This window comes from Caldisericaceae bacterium (assembly GCA_036574215.1).
Classification (GTDB): Bacteria; Caldisericota; Caldisericia; order Caldisericales; family Caldisericaceae; genus Caldisericum.
On the sequence record JAINCR010000091.1, the window covers coordinates 1 to 1159 of the forward strand.

Here is a 1159-nt window from a genome sequence, read left to right on the forward strand (position 1 = left end):
GTAAATTAGTCTATTATGAAATTTTTGAAGACCCATATAACGCTATAACACGAGAAAAACAAATTAAAGGTTGGACAAGAAACAAAAAGAAAGAACTCATCAATTCTTTTAATCCAACATGGGAAGATCTATATGAAAAGATAATATAAAGAATGAGATCCTTCGCTACCGCTCAGGATGACAAGGAAAAAATAGCGCAGAATGACACGGAAAAAGGGGCTCAGGATGACAAGGAAAAAATAGCGCAGAATGACAAGGAAAAAGGGGCTCAGGATGACAAGGAAAAAGGGGCTCAGGATGACAAGGTAGAAGTCATTCTGACGAGCGAACGAAGTGAGCGAGGAAGAATCTTGTCGTTTTTTGTTTTTAATAAAATTTTTTTAAAAATTAAAAATTGGTATTGCATTTTAAAAAAATGTTGTATAATTTAGTATGAGTAAGGTAATTATCAAATATTTTTAGAGGGGGGTGGTTAATGGGAAAAAGCTTATGCGAAAAGAGATAGTTAGTAAGAGTAAAAAACATATAAAAACATTCATAGGAGGTAAAAAATGAAGAAAGGTTTTACATTGATTGAGTTAATGATTGTAATTGCAATCATCATCATTCTTGCTGCAATTGCAATACCAAACTATTTGAGAATGACAGAAAGGGCAAAAGTTTCTGCAATTGAATCTGACATGAAAGCTATTGCAACAGCATTAGAGGCATTTAACACTGATTGGACTAAGTATCCTGTTCATGCTACTGCTGATGCTCCTGATGCTGCTGGTTGGACATATTTAAAAGTTGAGTTAACTGGCACTGGTACTGGTTCGGGCTATATAAATGTTTCTTCTGCTACCACTATTACAGGAGAATCTGGTGGAATCCAGTACATTAAACCCGAAGCTTTAACAGCACTTGAAACAAAGGCTGGTGGTGCAGCTAGTATTGCCTACGGTTCAGATGGTGGAGTCTATACACTTAAAGTTCAAACTACAATTGGAGCAAAAACCTACACCTTTACAATGACACCTGGTGGTCAAATTACTGTAAGCGTTTCTTAGTTTAATACATTACATATTTTTAAAGCCCCCAGAAGGGGGCTTTTTTAATATCGGTTTTTTATAAATCTTAAAACAGTTTTAATTAAATCTTTATTGCTTTTTACAACTTA

General features: G+C 34.6%; 2 protein-coding genes. Both read left to right on the forward strand.

The window, feature by feature from the left end:
* The first annotated feature begins 152 nt into the window (after window positions 1–152).
* On the forward strand, window positions 153–431 hold the full coding sequence (locus K6343_05615) for a hypothetical protein (GenBank protein MEF3245436.1): 279 nt from the start codon (window positions 153–155) through the stop codon (window positions 429–431).
* Between the two features lie 120 nt (window positions 432–551).
* Window positions 552–1049, forward strand: a complete 498-nt coding sequence (locus K6343_05620) for a prepilin-type N-terminal cleavage/methylation domain-containing protein (GenBank protein MEF3245437.1) — start codon at window positions 552–554, stop codon at window positions 1047–1049.
* The last annotated feature ends 110 nt before the right edge of the window (window positions 1050–1159 follow it).